This is a genomic window from Bradyrhizobium embrapense (assembly GCF_001189235.2).
In the GTDB taxonomy this organism is placed as follows: domain Bacteria; phylum Pseudomonadota; class Alphaproteobacteria; order Rhizobiales; family Xanthobacteraceae; genus Bradyrhizobium; species Bradyrhizobium embrapense.
On record NZ_LFIP02000009.1, the window covers coordinates 222,538 to 238,439 of the forward strand.

A 15,902-nucleotide genomic window follows, 5' to 3' on the forward strand; every position below is an offset into this window, starting at 1 on the left:
GGGTTACGCTGCGCTAACCCGCGGAGCTCACCTTAGCTCCTTCCCCAGCTGAGCAAGCACGGTCTCGCAGGTCATCAGATCGAGATGCCCGCCGCCGGCGTTCTTGAAGAAGGTGATGTCGCTATCCGAAAGCCGGCCGGCAACCTTGCCGGTCGCGAGGTCGTAGTGATCGCCGAGCACGTCGGTTTCTCTGATCGCGCCGCTCGCGATCGGCTGCAAAATGTCGCCGACGCCGTCGAAGGCGGATTCCCTTCGGTCGACGAAGATGCGCGCGCGCCGCGCCGCCTCGTCGTCGGACTCGCGAGTCTCGGGGGTGAAGCCGCCGACCAGATCGAGATGGGTGCCGGGCTTCAGGTTGGCGCCCTTCACCAGCGGCTCGCGCGAGCGGGTGCAGGTGGTGATGATGTCGGCCTCGCGCGTTGCGGTATCGAGATCGGTGACGACTTCAGCGGCGATGCGGTCGCCCTCCAGCAGCGTGGCGAGCTCCTGCGCGCGCTCGACCGTCCGGTTCCAGATCCGCACCCGCTTCAGAGACGGCCGCACCGAGCGATGGCCGCGCACCAGCCAGCGCGCCATCTCGCCGGCGCCGACCACCAGCAGCGTTTCGGCATCCGGCCGCGCCAGATGCTTGGCGCCGAGCGCGGAGTCCGCGGCTGTCTTCCAATGGGTGATCTCGGCGGCGTCCATCACCGCCAGCGGCCGTCCGTCATTGCCGTCGAACAGCACGCAGACCGCCTGCACGGCCGGCAGCTTGCCGTGCGCGAGATTGCCCGGGAAGCTGGTGTACAGCTTGGTCATCATGAAGCGGCCGGCATCGACCGCGCTGCGGGTCACCAGCTGCTGGCCCCTGTCGTCGCCGAGATAGCTGTCGTGCACCGCGATCTTCGGCCGCCGGTGTGCGGCTTCGATCGCCTCGATCAGGATCGGAAAACTCAGGACGCGGTTGACCTCGCTGTCGTCGACAATATGCACGTGCTTCTCTCCTCGGGCGCCCTGGCGCGCCTACCGGAGCGCCAAGGCCGGTCCGGACTGGATAGCGCGTGGCAAGGGCCAGTCAACCGGGCATGCGCCGCCGCGCGGCACTTGCTATCCTGCGCACGTGATTCTCTCGCAGGTCTCCGCAAGCCGTGGTTGCAGTCGTCGTCGCCATCCTGATCTTCATGCTGCTCGGCGGCGCCGCGCTTGCGACCATGGCGGTCCATGCCCGGCTCGGCGAGCATCACCGCAGCGACGAGACCAATACCTCGGTACGGCTGGTCGCGACCCTGTTCGTCACCATGCCGTCGCTGCTGCTCGGCCTGATGATGAACAATTCGGCCAACACCTATGCGGCGGTCGACCGCAACCTCCATGTCTTCGCCACCGACCTCATCCTGCTCGACCGCAGCCTGCGGCCGCTCGGCCCCAGCGCCGACGAGCCGCGCAAGCGGCTGCTCGCCTATGTCGAGCAGGCCCTCAAGGATGCCCCGATCTCGCGCGCTAACGAGGTGTCCGAGCATCTGCTCGACGATGTCGGCAACAGTCTCCGCGAGCTGAAGTTCAACGACGAGCAGAAGATCGCGCTGTGGAACGACGCGCGCTCGGTCTATCGCCAGGCGGTGCAGCAGCGCTGGACCTTCGTCGAGCAGTCCGACGGGTCGTTCCCGTCACCGCTGATCTGCATCCTGGTCGGGTGGCTGACGCTGATGTTCGCCACGCTCGGCTTTCGCGCGCCGCGCAATGCGGTGGTGGTCTCGACCTATGTCGCCGCGGCGGCGCTGATCGCGGCCGCGATCTATCTGATCCTCGAAATGAGCACGCCGTTCTCCGGCCCGATCCAGCTCTCCGACCGCCCGCTGGTGCGCGCGGCCGAGGAGATCAGACGGTAGCTGCCGGTATCCGCACGCGCTCTCGGCTTTATTCCCCTCACGTCCGGCGCTCGGCCGAAAATTCTTCACGCGCCGCCAACGGAATACGGTGCGCCCTTCAGCGTCCTTACGCATGCAAGCCATCAGCATTCGAAAGGGAGACTCATGAAGACGACACTCGCACTCGCGCTCGCTACCGCCGCTTCGTTCGCGCTCGCATCCGCTGTCCTTGCCGCGCCGCCGACCAAGACCGGCACCACGGCGAAGGGCTCGGTCCTGACCGACACCAAGGGCATGACGCTCTACACCTTCGACAAGGACACCGAGGGCAAGTCGGCCTGCAACAGCCCGTGCGCGATGAATTGGCCGGTGCTGAAGGCGGAGGCCAGCGACAAGGCCGAAGGCGGCTACACCATCATCTCGCGCGACGATGGTTCGAAGCAGTGGGCCTACAAGGGCAAGCCGCTCTATACCTTCGCCAAGGACCAGAAGGCCGGCGACACCAACGGCGACGGTTTTCTCAACGGCGCCTGGCACCTCGCGCAGCCGTGAGATCAGCAGGGCGGGTTAGCGCAAGCATAACCCGCCATCGTTCCGCCCGTGAGATTTGCGGCGGGTTACGCTGTCGCTAACCCGCTCCGGATTCGCGCCTCACGCGCGCTGCTTCAGCGCCATGCCCATGCTGATCCAGCTGACGCCGGCGCAGATCAGGTCGACGCTGAGGAAAATGCCGAGCACATACAGGCTCGACACCGGCCAGCGCGCCAGGATCATGGCCCCGAGCACCAGCGTGATCAGCCCGGAGATCGCGACCATTCCCCACGGCGCCGCCGAGTTCATGCCGAACGCCAGGAAGATGCGGACGATGCCGGAGACCACTAGCGCGATGCCGAGGAACAGCGTCAGCGTTGCGGCCGCGAGCAGCGGGTTCTCGAAGGTGATGAAGCCGGCAACGACATAGAGCGCGCCGAGCAGCAGCCAGAACAGGAACTTGCCCCACGTCTTGAACTGGAACGCATTGATGATTTCGGCAACGCCGGCGACGATCATCATGGCGCCGACGAACAGCACGCTGACGACGGTGGCGAAGAACACGCTGCCGAAGGCGAGCACGCCTGCGATCAGGTAGATCACGCCAAGGGCGACGATCCAGCCCCACTTCGCGCGAAGGTTGGCAAGCCCGGATCCGAGGCTGTGAGGAGGTGTAGCGGGTGAGCTGGACGCTGTGGACATCGATCGCTCCCGAATACGAGATCAAAGCATGCTACCATAGGTAACGGAGCCGACAAGGGCAGGTGCCCGACCGGCACCAAATGCATGCTGGCACCAAAGGCGCCGTGACACGTTGATCCAAGTCAACCGGTGTGTTGCCGCGCAGCATTCGTCGTTTAACGACGGCGCATCGGACGACGGACTGTCCGGATCGGAGTGCAAATTGTCCGGATCGCGCATCCACAGAGGAGGTCGACATGCCTACCACGGACGACAAGGACCACGTCTACAAGATCCTCGAACTGGTCGGATCATCGGACAAGAGCATCGAGGCGGCGATCGAGAATGCCGTCAGCCGCGCGTCGAAGACGATCCGGGAAATGAAATGGTTCGAGGTGGTGCAGACCCGCGGCCATATCGAAGACGGCAAGGTCCGGCACTACCAGGTCACGCTGCGGGTCGGCTTCACGCTGGAGTAGGGCGGCCTCAATTCGTCCCTCACTGCAACTGTCGTCGCCCGGCCTGTACGCAATTGCGCGCATGGACCGGGCGATGACGGCTGTCCCGTTCATCACCGAATGCGGTGGTTGGGCCTGGCTTTCGCCAGGACGGCGAATGGAGGGAGCCCGCGTAGTCCCCATCACCGCCGCGACAGCGGCGCGGGTGGCGGCGGGGCGGTGGCGCCGGCGGCGAGCGAGCGCTGCACCATCACGGTGTCGGACCAGCGGCCGTAGCGATAGGCGACGCCCGGCAAATGGCCGACGCGCGTGAAGCCGAAGCGGTCGTGCAGCGCGAGCGATGCGGCGTTGTCGCTGTCGATATAGCCGATCATCTGGCGGAAGCCGGAAGCGGCGCAGGCGTCGACCAGTTCCTGCAACAGCCGGCCGCCGACGCCCTTGCCGGTGAAGCGGTGGTCAATATAGATCGAATGCTTCACCGTGTAGCGATAGGCCGGGCGCTTGCGGAACTGGACCACATAGGCGTAGCCGACCACCTCGCCGTCGCACAGCGCGACGAGATGGGGCAGGCGGGTGTTGCGCAGGTTCTTGCGGCGGTCGCGCAGGTCGTCGGGCTCCGGCGTGCCGCTGTCATCGACGCTCTCCTCGATGCCGTGGCGGATGTGATAGCGGTAGATCGACAGCATCGCATCGACGTCGCTGTCGCGCGAGGGGCGGACGGTGATCTTGTGATCATTCTCCATTGTGCTGCGTCCGCTGGCTATTCGGACACGACATAGGTGTAGAAGCGGACCCGGCCCGTGTCGTCGATCTCTTTGTAGATGCCCTGCACCTCGACCTCGAAGCCCGGGAAGGCATTGAAGCTCGCCTCGAACATCTTGAGGTAATCGATCATCGGCTTGCTGCGTTCCGACAGCCGCTCGCCGGGCACGATGGTGGCGATGCCGGGCGGATAGACCACGAACGGCGTCGCCGCGATGCGGCCGAAGATCTGGTCGATTGGCAGATAATCGACGTCGTTGCGGATCAGGTATTGCGCCGCCTGGCGCGGCGACATCGCGATGTCAGGCAGATGCTCGGGCAGGAATTGCCTGGCCTGCAAGGTGCTGACGCCCCCGTCGCGGAAGAAGCGGTGCATGTCGCCGCAGAGGTCGCGCAGCCGCACGCCCGTGTAGCGCTGCGGGCGGCGGCGGAAGAATTCGGGGATGACGTCCTCGACCAGCGCATTGTCGTCGTGCAGCTTCTTGAAGGCGACCAGCCCCGACACCAGCGTGCCGGCCTTGCTGGCCTCGACGCCTGGTGTCAGCAGGAAGAGCAGGGAGTTGAGGTCGTTCTTCTCGGCGACGATCTGGTTCTCGCGCAGATACTGCGCCACGACCGGCGCGGGGATGCCGTGGTCGGCATAGGCGCCGGTGGCGTGATCGAAGCCCGGCGTCAGCAAGGTGAGCTTGTTCGGGTCGGTCATGGCAAAGCCTTCCGTCAGCTCGGGGAAGCCGTGCCAGGTCTGGCCGGGACTGAGCTGCCAATAGGACGGATTGGTCGCGAGCTGATCGGTCGATATGGTCTCCCAAGCGACATTGTGCACGCCGTTCTCGCGGGCGACGTCGGGGATCATTACGCGGTCCGGCACGAACGGCTCGAAGAACCAGCGCCGCTCCGCGCGCGTCTCCTTCTCCTCGAACTCGCGCTTCACGGCGCGGATCTTCTTGCGTAGCTCGATGCCGAGCCGGATCGTGTCGTCCCACAGCACTTCGCCGGAGCGGCCCTTCATCATCTGCGCGCCCACGTCGAGCGAGGCGAAGATCGGATAGAACGGCGAGGTCGAGGCGTGCTGCATGAAGCTTTCGTTGAAGCGGCGGTGCTCGACCCGGCGCTTCTGGCCCTTGATGTGGCGGTCGCGGATGTGGATCTGCGAGGCCTGCGAGAAGCTCGCGAGCTGCTTGTGGGTCGATTGGGTGGCGATGATGCCGGGCGCCTCGGGGCCGAGATTCGAAAGTCCCATCGCGAAGCGGCCGGAATAGATCGGGTGGAACTTCATGAAGCCGGCCCAGGCCTCGTCGAACAGGATGTAGTCGCAGAGATGGCCGATCCGCTTCAGGATCATCTCGGCGGAGTGGATGGTGCCGTCATAGGTGCACTGCTCGACCACCGCGACACGGAACGGACGCTCTTTCTTCCAGGCGTTCTCGTCCTTGACCAGCGGGTGCTTGCGGATCTGGTCGCGCAAGCTCCCCTCGTCGAGCAGGTCCCAGCGCATCGGGCCGATCAGGCCCCAGGCGTTGCGCACCGTCGGCACATAGACCGGGATGCCGCCGCCGATCAGCAGCGCGCCGTGATGGGCGGCCTTGTGGTTGTTGCGGTCGAACAGCACGAGGTCGCCGTCGGTGACCAGCGAGCCGAGCGCGACCTTGTTGGAGGTCGAGGTGCCGTTGAGCACGAAATAGGTCTTCTCGGCGCCGAAAATCCGCGCCGCTTCCTTCTGCGCCTTCAGCGCCGGTCCTTCATGGGTGAGGAGGTCGCCGAGGTCGAGCACGGAATTGTCGAGGTCGTCGCGGAACACGGCCTCGCCGAGATGCTCGACGAACACCCGCCCGATCGGGCTGCGGCTATAGAACACGCCGCCATTGTGGCCGGGGCAGGTCCAGAGCTGGTTGCCTTCCTCGGCATAGTCGACCAGCGCGCCGAAGAACGGCGTCTTCAGGTTCTCGGCATATTGCTTGAGCCTGGAGATCAGGTTCTTGGCGATGAAGGGCGGGGTTTCCTCGGACAGGAACACGTAGCCGTCGATGAAATCCAGCACCTCGACCGGCAGGTCCTCGAAGCGCTTGCGGCGGATCAACAGGATGATCGGGAAATCGAGGCCGCGCCGGCGCATCAGGTTGATCAACGCCGCGGTCTTGCCCTCAAGACCCTTCTTGCCCCAGTCGACCACCATGCAGCCGATCGCCGCATCGGTCTGCACCGCGATCTCGGCATCTTCCAGCTTGCGGGCGCGGACCACTTCGAAGCCGGAGCGCTCGATCTCCGTGATGATCTGGTTGAACCGGATGCCTTCGAGGTCGTCGGCCTCGAAAACCGGCGCGGCGAACAAGAAGTTGAAGCGTTTGAAATAGTCCATGCGTGTCCCCGAAACTGGTCCGCTGAACCTGTCTGCACAATTCATGACAAAGAGATGACAATCCCGCTGCGACGCCAAGTGCCATGGCAAAATCCGCGTCTTCGCGCTGAACTCCCGATATTGCCAGCTTTCGGAAAGGAAAGGCGTCATGCCCCAGCCTGCCACCCCCAGTGTTGCCGATCATTTGACCGCACTCGCGCGGCTTGCCCCGCTGATTGCCGAGCACCGGGCCGATTTCGACCGCGAGCGCCGGCTTCCCGACGCCGTGGTCCGCGCCCTGGCCGAGGCCGGAATGTTTCGGCTGTATCTGCCGAAAGCGCTGGGCGGGCCGGAATTCTCGCCGCTCGACTTCATGACGATCGTCGAGGCAGCCTCGGCGCTCGACGGCTCGGTGGGCTGGCTGGTCGGCAATGGCGGCGGCATGAGCAGGGCCGGCGGCTACCTGCCGGAGGGGGTGGCGCGGGGCTGGTTCGCCGATCCGCTGGCGTTCATCGCCGCCGCCACCGGGGCGATCGGAACGGCGGTCGAGGTCGAGGGTGGTTACCGCGTCAGCGGTCGCTGGCCGTTCGGCAGCGGTGCACCTCACGCGACCAAGTTCATGGGGCTGGCGAGCGTCAAAGGCCCCGACGGCAAGGATGGCCCGCCGATCTGCTGCTACGTCGATCGCGCCGACGTCCATCTCCACGACACCTGGTTCGCGTCAGGGCTCCGGGCCACCGGAAGCTGTGACTTCGAGATGCAGGATTGCTTCGTGCCTGACAGCCACACCCACCCGCTGGTCGACTTCAAGCCGACCCAGCCGGGCATCCCATACCGCCTGCCGGGTGTATCGGCGTTCTCCTGGACGGTCTCGGTGGTGCCGCTCGGGATCGCGCGCGGCGCGCTCGACGCCTTCATCGCGCTCGCGGGCAAGAAGCCCCGTCTCGGAGGCGCCGGCCAGCTGCGCGACGGCGAGTTGGTGCAGGCGATGGTCGGCCGTGCCGAAACGGCGTTGCGGTCGGCGCGGGCGCTGCTGGTCGAGGGCATGACGGAGCTGATGGCGGCGAGCGACATCGGAGGCGAGCGGCTGGTGGAAGCACGGCTGCTGCACCGGATCGCCTGCGCCAACGCCGGCGAAACCGCCGCCCGAATCGTCGAAATGATCGCAGCGTCCGCCGGGACGGCCGCGATCTTCGAGACCGGCACGCTCGAGCGTTCGATCCGCGACGTCCAGGCGGCGATCAAGCATGTCGCGATGACGCCGAACAGCTATACGCTGACCGGGCGCGCGAAGCTCGGCCTGCCGCTCGGCACGACGCGGTTTTGAGCTGGGCCGCCGGCGCTGCAAGCCTCTCGCGCCGAGCGGTCAGGCGGCGACCGGCACCAGGCCGCAGCGCAGCATCGTCTCTTTCAGATCCGGTGATCACGCATTCGCTCATGCCCGCTTCACGCCGGCGCGTTCAATAGACGAGGTTCGTACCCGGCGGCTTCTCCAGCGCCGCCGCCAGCGTGCGATACGCCTCGCAGTCGGTGCCGCAGATCTCGGCTATCCGCTGCAGATGATACTGCGCCTGGTCGCGATTGCCCTGTTCGATCTGCCACAGGCCGTAGTAGTTCCACGTCAGCACGTGGCTCGGATCGGCCTTCAGCGCGCGCTCGTACCAGACCTGCGACTGCTTGTAGTCGCCGAGCTTGCGATAGGAGTAGCCGATCAGGTTGGCGACGTTCGGATGATCGTCGCGGCCGAGCGCGTGCAGCTGATCGATCGCGGCAGCGTAGTCGTTGCGTTCGTAGATCGTCGCATAGGCCGCGCGATAGCCGTCGCGGAATGCCGGGTCGTCGAAGCCGGATTGCTTGATCGGTTTCTTGACCCTGTGTGTGGTCTTTCTGTCCTTCGCTTGAGGATACGCCGGCGTGGGCGTGCCGTAGCTCGATCCGTAGAAGTCTCCGCCGCCTGCTCCTCCGCCGCCGCCACCACCTCCGCCGGCGGCGATGGCGGTGTGCGGTGGGAGCAGGACGATAGGCGCTGTCAGACATGCCGCAAGCATTGCGAGCTGCGTTGGTGACTTGAACATGCACACCTCCCGAGTAGAAGGACAGTCATTGCTCTGAAGCACTAACTCCCGATCGAGGAGAGCATTCCGCGCGATTTGAAAAATTGTTTGCCGAAGCGGCAATGGCGTTGTCGCTTCCGGATGTCATGCTTGCATGTGCGCGCTGTTGGGTCGCGACGTCGAACAACGGAGCCGAAACTAACATCGGTGTTAGATTGTGCGGTCGTGCGAGAGCAGTGCGAAGGGCAGGCCAGCGCCAATGCGTGCTGCAACTGCCGCTACTTCTGCTCCAGATGCCAGGCACCATCCCAGTCGGCGGCCGGCGGATTTTGTCTGAACGCTGCGACGCGCGTCTTCATCGCGATCGACGGGCCGTCGGCGGGCGCCGCAGCCAGCGCCGCGGTGAAAGCTCGCTCGGCGTCGTCCCAGCGGCGGTCGCGATAGGCGGCGAGACCATCCGCGTAGCGATGCTGCAACTCGATCTGCGCCGGCGTCAACTCGTCCTTCTTGCCGATGATCTCGAACACGGCGACCGGCTGGGTCTGGCCGACGACGACGAGGCGGTCGATCTCGCGCAGCTCGATGGTCGCAGCGCAGGCGCTCGCGGTGGCTTCCGAGATCAGGCTGCGGCTGCCGTAGAACTTGTTGGCGCCTTCCAGCCGTGAGGCGAGGTTCACGGTGTCGCCGAGCACGGTGTAGCTCATCATGAATTCGGAGCCGATGCTGCCGACCAGCGCTTCACCGGTCGCGATCCCGATCCGGATGTCGCAATCGGCCGGAATTGCGCGCACGCCGAGCAGTTCGGGCAGATCCTTGCGCAGCTGGTTGACCTGGCCGATCATGTCGATGGCGGCGAGCGCGGCCAGATGGGTCTGCTCGGCTTCCTCGACGAAGGGGGCGCCCCAATAGGCCATGATGGCGTCGCCGATATATTTGTCGATGATGCCGCGATGCGCATGGACCGGCGCCGACATCGTCGACAGATAGAGGTTCATGATTTTGACGAGACCGCGCGGCGTCACGCCTTCGCTCAAGCTGGTAAAGCCCTTCATGTCGCAGAACATCACCGTCATGATGCGGCGCTGTCCTTCGGTGGCGGCGATCGCCGGCTGCTCGAGCAAGCCCTCGGCGATCCGCGGGTTGATGTAGCGGCCGAAGGTCTCGCGGATACGCTGGTTGTGACGCAGCGTCTCGATCATGCGGTTGAAGGCGGCGGAGAGCTGGCCGATCTCGTCCTGGGTCGTGATGGCAATGGCGCCGTCGAGTCGGCCGGCCTCGACCTCGCGGGTGCTCTCGAGAAGGCGCATGACCGGGCGCGTGATGCCGCTGCCGACCAGCATCGCGAACACGAAGCCGAGGATCGCGGCAATCGCGGTCACCACGCCGGAGATGATGATCGCCCGCTGCTGGGCGCCCATCACCTTCGCTGCGGCCGAAGCGACCTGCGCCAGCATGTCGGTACGAATGCCTTCGATTCTGTTGTTGAAGTCGTCGCGCAGGACGTCGGCGCGGAGCGTGGTCGCTTTCGCGGCCGCAAAGTCCTGGGCGTCGAGCTGGTCGAGCAGCGTCTTGTTCTCGGCATTCAGGCGCATCAAGAGGTCGTTGACGGCATTGTCGATGCGGTCATCGAGGCGCCCGAGAGCGGCGTTGTCCGACGGGGTCGAGGGATCGGCGATGATCGAATCGATCAGCGCGCGCGCGGCGTCGGCCTCGCGCTTGATCTGGGGCTCGATCTCGTCGAACGTCTTGCGCGCCGCGTCGTAGCCGCTGGTTTCTCCCGGCGCCTGCATCTTTGCCATCATCATCCGGCGCATCGCCAGGGATCGCTCCAGCGAGCGGATGTTGACGCGGGCGAGATGACCGTAGGCGGGGATGTAGCGGTTGGTGAGCTCATCCAGGAGATGGCCGACCTGACCCGCCATCACCATCGACAGCAGCGAGGTGATCACCGCAAGGACAATCAGTCCCGCGGCAATGCCGACGATCTTCTGCCTGATCGAATTGCGAAACATGCCGAGCCCCGCCGCAGCTGCAATAAGCGGGTCACCCCGCCATGGCGGCGCAACAGCTAATAGAGTTCCGCGGCCCGCAGTGCAAGCGACCGGCGTGGCGCCGGTCTCGTCGCTGGACCGGGCAAGGTGTCAGGAGCTAGCGCAACCCTTCATAGACCATCAGGCCGCGCGCGATGGCGAGCTTGCGCAGGGTCCGCGGCACCAGCCGCTCCTGGGGATACAGGTAACGCCACGAGGTCAGGACGAGGTCGTGCAGCCTCGTGACGTCGTCCTCGAACGGGGCGAGCAGGCCGGTCAGGCTCGCCGGCATATGGACGCGGGCGGTGAAAGGCAGCAGCAGCAGTTCAAGGTGCGCCCTGGAGCCGGTTTCGGTGGTGGCGGTGACACCGGCGATGGCCGGCAGGGTCTCTTCGACGACACAGGTGATGATGTCTTCGATCTCGCCGCGGCTCTCGCCGGTGAAAAGGGCGGAAAAGCTGCGGTTCTTGAGGTCGCAGCCGAGCAGGGCGGAGGTGCGGGTGCCGGCGACGCGGAACGGAAAGCGGGTCTCGCCGTCATAGGACAGCACGAAGATGTCGGACAGCAGCTCGCGCACCGCGGACGGTTCGAATTCACTCCGGTCGGGTGCACGCGCAGCGCCGCGCTTCGCATTCCAATAGGCGAAGAACTCGCGGCTGGAGCTGTGTTTCATCTAAAGAACCTTGCCCGGCACCTGGCTCGGCGGGACACATCTGTCCCGGTCTTGCTCAGGCGCCTTCCCTTCTCTGTTGTGCAGGGAAGGCTGTGCAGCGTCCATGCCGTGGCCGCGGTTTGGGCGGCTTATCGGCAGCTTTGTGTTGTTAACGTAAATTTAACTATGTCCTTGGCGGCCGTGGAACCTGCGCGTAGGGTCCGCGCGTTCCCGTTCGCCGGCTGCCCCAAGCGCCGGCGTGGTTGGTACACAGGTGGCGTCAAACAGTTTGGTCACCGTGCGGGGAGGGGTGGGGATGTTCTCCCGATCCCTCTGGGGCACGAGAAGACCAGCCGATCAGGGAGGGCGTTCTCAGCGCCCTCCCTTATCTTTTTGCCAAGATATCGTGTCCCGGAGGCAGTGCAGCGCGAGGCGATGCGCTGCAGGGCCGGCTCTGCGTCGCAATACTTTCGTGCTGCGACGCGTCCGGGACACCAGCGGTGTCCGATTTCGGGATTGTGCACTTGCACAGCGGTGTGAAAGCCGCCTATCTGGGATGCACAGCCGCGTGCGAGGTCGCCGACCCCTTGGACTCCCATCCCGAATCCCCGCTCGAGCCGCCGCCGCAGGCGCCGCGCGAGCCGATCCTGACGTTGCCGGCGGCGCTCACCGCCTACGTCCTCCTGATCGCGGTGATCCATCTGCGGGTGCTGCTGCCGCCGGAGATGGAAAACTGGACCATCGATGTCTTCGGCTTCATCCCGAAGCGCTACGATTCGACGCTGCTCGACGTCACCTTCCCGGGCGGAGACGGCGCCAAGGTCTGGACCTTCGTCACCTATTCGCTGCTGCACGCCAACCTCACGCATATCGGCTTCAATGTGCTGTGGCTGCTGCCGTTCGGTAGCGCGCTGGCACGGCGCTTCGGCGCGGTGCGCTTCTTTGTCTTTATGGCGGTGACGGCGGCCGCCGGCGCGCTCGCGCATTTGTTGACTCACGAGCACGCCATAGCGCCGATGATCGGCGCGTCGGCCTCGGTGTCGGGGACGATGGCGGCGGCGATCCGCTTCGCCTTTGTGAAGGGCAGCTTCCTGTCGTTCAGCCGGGGCGATGCCGACGCGGCCGCCAAGGTGCCCGCGCTGTCGCTGTGGCGGGCGCTGCGCAACGGACGGGTGCTCGCGTTCCTGGCGATCTGGTTCGGCGTCAATATTCTGTTCGGCGCCACCTCGCTGTCGCTTGGCGGTGAGGACGCGAGCGTCGCCTGGCAGGCGCATATCGGCGGCTTCCTCGCCGGGCTATTGCTGTTCGCGCTGTTCGATCCGATTCCGCGCGCGCGAGAAGATGCTGCGGATGCGTCGTCGGTGGACCAGTCCGGCCACGTCTGATCGCCGCTTGCGGCTCGGTTCGAATTCCATCATCATCTTTGCGACACAGAACAAAGCGGGCCGGCACATCGAGCCCAGCTACCGACCGCGCCCCGAAACCGAATCGGCGCGGAACTGTTGATTGAAGACTCTGGCGAGCAGGTTCGACCCGCTGAAGCGGGCGCCGAACGGATTCAGGGAGGCGACAATGACGGTACGTTCCATTCTTGATTCAAAGGGCCATCAGGTGATGAGCGTCGCGCCCGGCGCGAAGCTCTCCGCCGCGGTCAAGCTGCTCGGCGAGCGCAAGATCGGCGCCGTGCTGGTGATGGAGCAGGGCCGAATGGAAGGCATTCTGTCGGAACGCGACATCGTGCGCGTGCTCTCGGAGCGCGGCGCGGGTGTGCTGGACGAGCCGGTGAGCGCAGTGATGACGAAGAAGGTCGTGAGTTGCCGCGAATCCGATACCGTCAGCGGCCTGATGGAGATGATGACGACCGGCAAGTTTCGCCATCTCCCTGTCGTCGAGGACGGCAAGGTGGTCGGGCTGATCTCGATCGGCGACGTCGTCAAGCGCCGCGTGCAGGAATATGAGCACGAGCAGGAAGCGCTGCGCGACTACATCAAGACCGCCTGAGCGGCTATTTCCCGGTGGTGCCCGCGCCGTTGGACGGCGGCACCAGGATATCGATGGCTTCCTCGATCGCGCCGATGGCGCGTTCGGCGGCGCGGATGCCGTGTGCGATCAGGTCGTCGGCGCGATGGAAGTCGAACCAGCCGATCTGACCGACGCGCGGCGAGATCAGCATGTCAGGCGGATCGCCGGCGAGGCGCGCACGGGTAATACGGTCCTGCATGATGTTGAAGGCGTCGACCATGACGCTCGAGATCCCGGGCCGACTGGCGCTGCCGAAAAACTCCCGCTTCACGGTTCGTTCGGCGGAGAAGAAGCGGCCGAACCGCCGCTTCGGAGGTTCCGGCTCAATTTCTGCCTCGGCGGTCACCGCGACCGTCACCTCGGGCGCGGCCGACGGCCCGTGATTGTAGATCGTGGTCGAGTGCGCGAACACATCGCTGGAGAGGTTCGCCGCGATAACGATCTCGGCACCGAGTGCGCGGGCGGCCGAGACCGGCACCGGGTTGACCAGCGCGCCGTCGACCAGCCAGCGGTCGCCGATCAGCACCGGCGCGAAGATGCCGGGCAGGGCGTAGGAGGCGCGCATGGCGTCGACCACGCGGCCCTGGGTCAGCCAGATTTCGTGCCCGGTGCGGACTTCGGTTGCGACGCTGGCGAACTTGACCGCGAGGTCTTCGATCATGACCTGGCCGAGCGCCGCCTCGATCTCGGCAGCCAGCTTGGTGCCGCCGATCAGGCCGGAGCCGTTGAGGCGGATGTCGAGGTAGCCGAGCACGCTGCGCGGCTGCAGGCTGCGGGCCCACTGCTCCAGCGTGTCGATGTGGCCGGCCGCATAAGCGCCGCCGACTACGGAGCCGATCGAGGTGCCGACCACGACGTTGGGGACGATGCCATGGGCGAGCAGGGTCTTGATGATGCCGATATGGGCAAAGCCGCGCGCGGCGCCGCCGCCCAGCGCAAGTCCGATCACCGGACGGCGAACCGTTCCCAATCCTACCTTGCCAGGGCCGTCGGAGCTCTTTTGGCCGCGGCCCATCCAGCTATCCAACACGACAAATCTCCTGCCAGCACGAGACTAGGCCGCGCGGCACGGCTACGCCAGCATCGTCCGGTTTCATGGTTATTCCCTGAAGGCATGATTCATGCCCGAGTGGTCCGCGGTAGGCAGGGAATGTGACTGGACCGCGACGATAGGGCTAACATCGGCTTGATCGAGCGGTTCCAAGCCGGGGACGGCGCCCTCGGGAATGTGACAAAGCCTTGGACGCACCTGGATCGCCTTGCACGAAGGCTTGAATTTGCCGCGTTTTCGTTGAAAAGCATGGTGATGACTTCGAGGGGCAACGGCATCGGCGGATGCGGGCGGGGCATGCGGCTCCTTCCGCTATTGACGCTTGCGGCATTTTTGCTCCCCCTGATCCCCACTTCCGTGTCGGCGCAGTTCTTCAGCGACCGGCCGCCGCCGATCCCGCCCGCCTCGGTTCCGGACGTACCCTCCGGCCCGGCGCTCAATTTGGCGCCGCCGTCCGGGCCGGGTTCAGGGCCCGTTCTGCCCGGTCCGTTGACCCAGCCGACCATCGTCCAGCCGTCCATTGCGACCGTACCTCCGGTGACGCCGCCGGCCGGCTCGCCGACCGCGGGGCAAGCGGTGCTGTCGCTGACGGCGCGGTACGGCAAGGACCTGCCGGTGATCAATGGCGGGCTGGTGTGGCGGGTGTTCGCCGACAGGCCGGATGACAACGGCACCTACAAGCTGATCCGCGAGGAGCGCGGAGCGACGCCCAACGTCGTGCTGCCGCCCGGCAATTACGTGGTCCACGTCGCGCTCGGCCTCGTCAGCGCGGTACGTGCCGTCAGCCTGAAGTCGGAGACCGACCGCGAGTCCTTCGTGCTGCCTGCCGGCGGGCTGCGGATCGAGGGCCGGGTCGGCTCCAGCAAGATCCCGGCCAACCAGATCTCGTTCGCGATCTATAAGGGCAGCCAGTTCGACGGATCGGACCGGGGCCCGCTGGTGCCCAACGTGTCCGCCGGCGACGTCGCGTTGCTGCCGGAGGGGACCTACTACATCGTTTCCAACTACGGCGACGCCAACTCGGTGGTGCGCTCCGACATTCGCGTTTCGGCGAGCAAGCTGACCGACGTCACCGTCACGCATCGCGCGGCCGTCATCACCCTCAAGCTGGTCAGCGAGAAGGGCGGCGAGGCGCTCGCCAACACCGCGTGGTCGGTGATCACACCGGGGGGCGACGTGATCAAGGAATCGATCGGCGCGTTTCCGCGCGTCGTGCTCTCCGAGGGCGAGTATCGCGCGATCGCCAAGAACGAGGGCAAGGTGTTCGAGCGTCCGTTCAACGTCGTCAACGGCGTCGATGGCGAAGTCGAGGTCGTGGCGCGCTGACGGTACGGCCGCGCTGCATTTCATGCAGCTGTCATAGTCTCTAACGTGAACTAACCATCGCGCGAATTTGAGCTGTCATAATCGGTGGCGGCGACGCACGGGCTCGCTATTTTTACACGGCGTTAAGCCGCGGCATGACTTGGATGCCACGGG

Annotated in this window: 15 protein-coding genes; 7 read left to right on the forward strand and 8 right to left on the reverse strand. The window is 65.6% G+C overall.

Translation table 11 applies throughout. From position 1 onward, the window contains the following. Nucleotides 1–27: 27 nt before the first annotated feature. Nucleotides 28–972 carry an ornithine cyclodeaminase family protein gene (locus AKN83_RS30955; protein ID WP_050402852.1) on the reverse strand — a complete coding sequence of 315 codons (945 nt, stop codon included), beginning with the start codon at nucleotides 970–972 and terminating at the stop codon, nucleotides 28–30. A 155-nt stretch (nucleotides 973–1,127) separates the two neighbouring features. Between AKN83_RS30955 and AKN83_RS30960 the strand changes: the two genes are divergently transcribed. Then, nucleotides 1,128–1,868: a bestrophin-like domain gene (locus AKN83_RS30960; protein WP_050402851.1), complete on the forward strand. Its 741-nt coding sequence runs from the start codon at nucleotides 1,128–1,130 to the stop codon at nucleotides 1,866–1,868. 144 nt (nucleotides 1,869–2,012) lie between these two features. Further along, a complete protein-coding gene (locus AKN83_RS30965; protein WP_050402850.1) occupies nucleotides 2,013–2,399 on the forward strand; it encodes a COG4315 family predicted lipoprotein in 387 nt (128 codons plus the stop codon). 99 nt (nucleotides 2,400–2,498) lie between these two features. Here the strand turns inward: AKN83_RS30965 and AKN83_RS30970 are convergent, their stop codons facing one another. After that, nucleotides 2,499–3,080, reverse strand: a complete 582-nt coding sequence (locus tag AKN83_RS30970) for an HdeD family acid-resistance protein (protein ID WP_063695610.1) — start codon at nucleotides 3,078–3,080, stop codon at nucleotides 2,499–2,501. A gap of 236 nt (nucleotides 3,081–3,316) precedes the next feature. Between AKN83_RS30970 and AKN83_RS30975 the strand changes: the two genes are divergently transcribed. Further along, nucleotides 3,317–3,538 carry a dodecin gene (locus AKN83_RS30975; RefSeq protein ID WP_050402849.1) on the forward strand — a complete coding sequence of 74 codons (222 nt, stop codon included), beginning with the start codon at nucleotides 3,317–3,319 and terminating at the stop codon, nucleotides 3,536–3,538. A 161-nt stretch (nucleotides 3,539–3,699) separates the two neighbouring features. Here the strand turns inward: AKN83_RS30975 and AKN83_RS30980 are convergent, their stop codons facing one another. After that, nucleotides 3,700–4,260, reverse strand: a complete 561-nt coding sequence (locus tag AKN83_RS30980) for a GNAT family N-acetyltransferase (RefSeq protein WP_050402848.1) — start codon at nucleotides 4,258–4,260, stop codon at nucleotides 3,700–3,702. A 17-nt stretch (nucleotides 4,261–4,277) separates the two neighbouring features. Further along, nucleotides 4,278–6,635, reverse strand: coding sequence for an Orn/Lys/Arg family decarboxylase (locus AKN83_RS30985; protein WP_050402847.1), 2,358 nt, complete (start codon nucleotides 6,633–6,635; stop codon nucleotides 4,278–4,280). 148 nt (nucleotides 6,636–6,783) lie between these two features. Here AKN83_RS30985 and AKN83_RS30990 point away from each other — a divergent pair, with 148 nt between their 5' ends. Next, entirely contained in the window at nucleotides 6,784–7,941 is a 1,158-nt protein-coding gene (locus AKN83_RS30990; RefSeq protein ID WP_063695611.1) for an acyl-CoA dehydrogenase family protein, read from the forward strand. Nucleotides 7,942–8,074: 133 nt separating this feature from the next. On the opposite strand, the gene AKN83_RS30995 is transcribed toward AKN83_RS30990, so the two are convergent. From AKN83_RS30995 to AKN83_RS31005, 3 genes are all read right to left on the reverse strand, one after another. Continuing rightward, complete coding sequence (locus tag AKN83_RS30995; RefSeq protein ID WP_050402845.1) at nucleotides 8,075–8,689, reverse strand: tetratricopeptide repeat protein; 615 nt, start codon at nucleotides 8,687–8,689, stop codon at nucleotides 8,075–8,077. A 257-nt stretch (nucleotides 8,690–8,946) separates the two neighbouring features. Then, nucleotides 8,947–10,680, reverse strand: coding sequence for an adenylate/guanylate cyclase domain-containing protein (locus AKN83_RS31000; RefSeq protein ID WP_063695612.1), 1,734 nt, complete (start codon nucleotides 10,678–10,680; stop codon nucleotides 8,947–8,949). Nucleotides 10,681–10,816: 136 nt separating this feature from the next. Next, the gene (locus tag AKN83_RS31005; RefSeq protein ID WP_050402844.1) at nucleotides 10,817–11,371 is read right to left on the reverse strand and encodes a PAS domain-containing protein; all 555 of its coding nucleotides are present in this window, start codon (nucleotides 11,369–11,371) and stop codon (nucleotides 10,817–10,819) included. Between the two features lie 566 nt (nucleotides 11,372–11,937). On the opposite strand from AKN83_RS31005, the gene AKN83_RS31010 reads away from it, so the two are divergent. Further along, the gene (locus AKN83_RS31010; protein WP_050402873.1) at nucleotides 11,938–12,735 is read left to right on the forward strand and encodes a rhomboid family intramembrane serine protease; all 798 of its coding nucleotides are present in this window, start codon (nucleotides 11,938–11,940) and stop codon (nucleotides 12,733–12,735) included. A 187-nt stretch (nucleotides 12,736–12,922) separates the two neighbouring features. Beyond that, the gene (locus tag AKN83_RS31015) at nucleotides 12,923–13,351 is read left to right on the forward strand and encodes a CBS domain-containing protein (protein ID WP_050402872.1); all 429 of its coding nucleotides are present in this window, start codon (nucleotides 12,923–12,925) and stop codon (nucleotides 13,349–13,351) included. A 4-nt stretch (nucleotides 13,352–13,355) separates the two neighbouring features. On the opposite strand, the gene AKN83_RS31020 is transcribed toward AKN83_RS31015, so the two are convergent. Beyond that, complete coding sequence (locus tag AKN83_RS31020) at nucleotides 13,356–14,402, reverse strand: patatin-like phospholipase family protein (protein WP_050402843.1); 1,047 nt, start codon at nucleotides 14,400–14,402, stop codon at nucleotides 13,356–13,358. A gap of 276 nt (nucleotides 14,403–14,678) precedes the next feature. Between AKN83_RS31020 and AKN83_RS31025 the strand changes: the two genes are divergently transcribed. Further along, a complete protein-coding gene (locus AKN83_RS31025; protein ID WP_050402871.1) occupies nucleotides 14,679–15,749 on the forward strand; it encodes a hypothetical protein in 1,071 nt (356 codons plus the stop codon). Nucleotides 15,750–15,902: the final 153 nt, after the last annotated feature.

Coding starts and splice junctions, on each gene's coding strand:
- AKN83_RS30995 (WP_050402845.1), bottom strand. CDS start 8,689: ATGTTCAAGTCACCAACGCAGCTCGCAATGCTTGCGGCATGTCTGACA.
- AKN83_RS31000 (WP_063695612.1), bottom strand. CDS start 10,680: ATGTTTCGCAATTCGATCAGGCAGAAGATCGTCGGCATTGCCGCGGGA.
- AKN83_RS30970 (WP_063695610.1), bottom strand. CDS start 3,080: ATGTCCACAGCGTCCAGCTCACCCGCTACACCTCCTCACAGCCTCGGA.
- AKN83_RS30985 (WP_050402847.1), bottom strand. CDS start 6,635: ATGGACTATTTCAAACGCTTCAACTTCTTGTTCGCCGCGCCGGTTTTC.
- AKN83_RS30990 (WP_063695611.1), top strand. CDS start 6,784: ATGCCCCAGCCTGCCACCCCCAGTGTTGCCGATCATTTGACCGCACTC.
- AKN83_RS31025 (WP_050402871.1), top strand. CDS start 14,679: ATGACTTCGAGGGGCAACGGCATCGGCGGATGCGGGCGGGGCATGCGG.
- AKN83_RS30980 (WP_050402848.1), bottom strand. CDS start 4,260: ATGGAGAATGATCACAAGATCACCGTCCGCCCCTCGCGCGACAGCGAC.
- AKN83_RS31005 (WP_050402844.1), bottom strand. CDS start 11,371: ATGAAACACAGCTCCAGCCGCGAGTTCTTCGCCTATTGGAATGCGAAG.
- AKN83_RS30975 (WP_050402849.1), top strand. CDS start 3,317: ATGCCTACCACGGACGACAAGGACCACGTCTACAAGATCCTCGAACTG.
- AKN83_RS30965 (WP_050402850.1), top strand. CDS start 2,013: ATGAAGACGACACTCGCACTCGCGCTCGCTACCGCCGCTTCGTTCGCG.
- AKN83_RS31015 (WP_050402872.1), top strand. CDS start 12,923: ATGACGGTACGTTCCATTCTTGATTCAAAGGGCCATCAGGTGATGAGC.